General features: G+C 48.6%; 3 protein-coding genes and 2 pseudogenes. 4 read left to right on the top strand and 1 reads right to left on the bottom strand.

All coding sequences use genetic code 11. The features are described from left to right. Positions 1-238: 238 nt before the first annotated feature. A complete protein-coding gene (locus GT355_RS16190; protein ID WP_160135586.1) occupies positions 239-481 on the top strand; it encodes an antitoxin VapB family protein in 243 nt (80 codons plus the stop codon). Continuing rightward, on the top strand, positions 478-870 hold the full coding sequence (locus tag GT355_RS16185) for a PIN domain-containing protein (protein WP_160135585.1): 393 nt from the start codon (positions 478-480) through the stop codon (positions 868-870). Before GT355_RS16190 ends, GT355_RS16185 begins: the two co-directional genes overlap by 4 nt. Before the next feature lie 123 nt (positions 871-993). Here GT355_RS16185 and GT355_RS16180 read toward each other — a convergent pair whose 3' ends face one another. Continuing rightward, positions 994-1299 carry a hypothetical protein gene (locus tag GT355_RS16180; protein ID WP_160135584.1) on the bottom strand — a complete coding sequence of 102 codons (306 nt, stop codon included), beginning with the start codon at positions 1297-1299 and terminating at the stop codon, positions 994-996. 491 nt (positions 1300-1790) lie between these two features. On the opposite strand from GT355_RS16180, the pseudogene GT355_RS16175 reads away from it, so the two are divergent. Both GT355_RS16175 and GT355_RS18640 read left to right on the top strand, forming a co-directional pair. Further along, positions 1791-1931 (top strand): annotated as a pseudogene (locus GT355_RS16175) (PadR family transcriptional regulator); the annotation flags it as partial. Between the two features lie 7 nt (positions 1932-1938). Next, a pseudogene (locus GT355_RS18640) lies at positions 1939-2154 on the top strand (TrmB family transcriptional regulator); the annotation flags it as partial. Positions 2155-3578: the final 1424 nt, after the last annotated feature.

Genomic DNA, 3578 nt, shown 5'->3' with positions numbered 1-3578 from the left:
TTACTCACTCTTCGACCTGTTCGCTCCTTAACTAGACGGTGCCAGGAACTCGAGTTCGTTCAGAATAGATTAGCTTCCTACCAGGTATAGTTCGGTGTTTTTTGGATATCTCGACGATCGCCTAGTGAAGCCCAGCTATCTCTTTGCTACTCCGGCAAAGGTCCTTCTGATGATGTTCGTTCAATACAGTAGATCAGCAACACAAGGACTTATAGAGTTAGCACAGCTACCTGTGTATATGGGAACGAACACAAAGACAGTGGCTCTCAGTGAAACCGCATACGAGCGCCTGAGTGCAAAGAAGCGCGAGGGAGAGAGTTTCAGCGATGTCGTCGAACGATTAGCAGGTGAACGTTCACTCCTGGAAATTGCAGGCACAGGTGCAGCCGATGACGAGTACGAAAAGGCAGTTACCGAAGCAGGTGCGAGTCTCACTCGATCTGCTGAGGAGACCCATCGAGAGTTCGTCGATGAATCGTGATTCTCGACACTTCGTTTCTGCTTGACCTTCGTCACGGCGATCCAGACGCAATTGCGTGCGCGCGTACTATCGAAGATTCCCCTGAACAGGTGCGGGTCTCCGCGATCACTATGGCTGAACTCCAGGCTGGGGTTCCCCGTGCATCTGTTCCGCTTGATGAACATACAGAGGTCGTGGATGTGACCGCAACGAAAGAGATCGTGCCAGTAACTCGATCGATTGCGTTGCGTGGTGGACGGCTCTATGGTGAACAGCAAAACGCAGGCAAGGCAGTCGAACTTGACGACTGTTTGATTGCTGCCACCGCGCTTGAATTTGAGGAGCCGGTAGTGACACGCAATGTCGACCACTTCGAGCGGTTTGATGGCCTACTGGTTCGCAACTACTGAGCAGTCGGTCACGTTTCCAGCAAGGAAGTGATTGAGGGCGTACCCCTGCCACGCAAATAGTGGTACGTGGAGACAACTCAGCAGATTGTCTCGATCTTGACTGACTGCCTATTCCTATTGAGGTTAGAGCAGAGGGTCCGGTTCGTCGCCACTGATTGGCTCAACACCAATTGCCGCAGCAATCGCTTCTAGTTCAAGCTTCGAAAATGCATCATCGGCCGCATCCTCCCGGCTATCGGCAAGCTCGACAGTAACGCGGATCTGCTGACGCATCGTCGCCGTCGATGTAACTGAGTCAGTAGTATCTGTAATCTCTAGTGCCGCACACAGCGCTCCGAGTTCTTCTTTAGTGAATGACGCTGTTAACTCGCGCTTAAATCGCCCGACTTCCCCACGAATTCCGTTCCGGATATCGTGTTTCGTGACCATACCGCTACTCCGCTACCATCCGCTAAATGACTTCGATTTGTTCACCAACTGTACAGCTATCGCTAAGAAATCGAATAACTTCGTTTCATGAACCTGCTTTGACCGCTCAAAGTTACCCCACGTGTTCGGAAAGTTAGGTTCGTGGGGGTAACTCCGGTGGCCCGGGACAACGGATAGCTACTGAGATCTCTATTGTGAACTCTCTTCGAAGATAAGACCCCTTAGATTCGCTCAGTAGGGGAAAGATGTCCTTCGCGGGGTCCTCACTCCCTATGAGTACGCGTGGCGACTACTGTTAGTGAGGTCACTGACTGAACATAGCAACCTACTCGCCGATACCGGTCGGCCTGCACAAAGTAACGGTCGCAAGATGATTCATCCCACAACCTGTATTCATGTGGTCAGTTCAAGTCGACGCCTGATAGCCGTACAAACCGGCTTTCTACCCAATATACTCACCCGTCTATTTCTCGATCTATCTGGGTGCTATGATGGACGACCTGACCGCCTTCCAGCGTGACCTCCTCTACGTGATTGCCGGGTTAGAGAACGGAACGCTACCGCACGGCCTCACGATCAAGGATTCCCTTGAAGCGGATTACACAAGCGAGATCCACCACGGCCGACTCTATCGAACCTGAAATTAACCTCGTGAGTGTCCACCGTCCCGAGAAGTGCGGCGCTGAGCTTCAAATGCATCGTTCAGTACGGGACTTTCACGAAGGTGACTCTATTACGATCGGTCCCACCCCCGAAATAGGGTCTCGTGATTACTGGAACGATTGACAGGGTTGTTGACTTCGACAGCAAGTTCATCATCAGAAAGAGACTATGGAAGCACCCACTGACCGATAACAACACACTGACTCAACGAGTAGAAATTCTTTACGTACACTCAGCATATCAAACTGCCATTTTCATTTAAACAACATCTGTATAAGTGATCTCCGAGGGGGATTCGCAGAGGTAGAAAAGGAACTAATTTTGCAGTGATAAACAGTAGACTTGGCTACAAAACTGATGCAATCTAGCATAAGAAATCGAAATATCTAGATCAAGAGCACACTATCTACCACAAACACCTGTTCTAAATTTTCGTGTTGCTTCTTTGTAGCCTAACCCGTTAGAGAAGTGACAGCGGCAGTTCAAACAGTTTCTCAGGAATTATATGGCTAATAATTTCGCTGAACTCAACGTGCAATGCATCCCGTACTTGATGCAGCTACCTTGCTAACTATATGTAATCACTTATTGCCGAATCTATAGCAAAAATGGTTTGACACTCATTTGAGTCTATCGTACGGGACTGTCGCTATCATCCCATAGATCGTCTCGGTGCCGAGCGAGAGTCCCCTTGAAGCCAACTATCGTCCTATCGAAACTGGCGTTCAACATGTCGCTGCATTACAGGATCGTACGATTGCCGTTACGGAAAGCACCCTGTTGAATGCTTCTGCTAGTGAACTTGCTGCTGGCGGTATCGATGTGTTTGTCGGTATCGTGATTTCATGCTCCTACGCAAGAATCATCGAGAGAAATGACTGTGACTATACAGAGCAGGCGACAAAATAACATGTATAGTAGTGTTACAGACGAGTGGTCTAGACTTAGAACATGCATACCTCTGTTACGGAAAAACGCCGTAATTGCTGAGTCATTCTTTAGATGACGACCTCTTAGTAAGACGTGCATAAGCGACGAGTGAGAAACGAGCCAACCACAGACTTCAGAATGAATTGCTGAGATGGTCACCTGGTTCGCAATCTCTACGGGATGCTCTCCTTCATTGAAGTGGACTCATTTGAAGCACCCGACTTCGCTGGATTGTCGCGTTGGTCAAGTGTCTTAAAGAGGATGCTGCAGATCTCGTTATTGCGCTGCTACGTGGAGATGTAGCTGCGCTTCATTATGGACACCACTGCGTCAACGAATTATAAGCTCAGACCTGTGGTCGCTTGGCTATCATTGTCTTCATATTTTGCCCCGGGTGTGGTTGATGAGACAACGATAAGCCTGAGATGTAAGCAGAAACCCACTGGGAGACAACGAGATAATGACAGTGGCTACAATGGGGAATTCCGGTCTGACTCTCAGTAGTTTTGGTACATGGTCGAATATCTAATTCCACATGTTGTTCTGTAATTCCGAACTGCTGTAGCCGACAATACTTTGTAGCCATCCTATCCAATCAATGATGTATATGATCGAATCCATTCCAATAGGTAATGACAGTGGCTACAATGGAAAATTCCGGTCTGACCCTCAGTAGTTTTGGTACA

The sequence above is a fragment of the Halococcus salsus genome, assembly GCF_009900715.1.
Lineage (GTDB): Archaea > Halobacteriota > Halobacteria > Halobacteriales > Halococcaceae > Halococcus > Halococcus salsus.
The sequence above is the reverse complement of the archived record's forward strand: the minus strand, read 5'-3'. Positions and strand labels throughout refer to the sequence as shown.

What these genes read in the sequence shown, in the direction of transcription:
- GT355_RS16180 (WP_160135584.1), bottom strand. Translation starts at nt 1,299, where the DNA reads ATGGTCACGAAACACGATATCCGGAACGGAATTCGTGGGGAAGTCGGG.
- GT355_RS16190 (WP_160135586.1), top strand. Translation starts at nt 239, where the DNA reads ATGGGAACGAACACAAAGACAGTGGCTCTCAGTGAAACCGCATACGAG.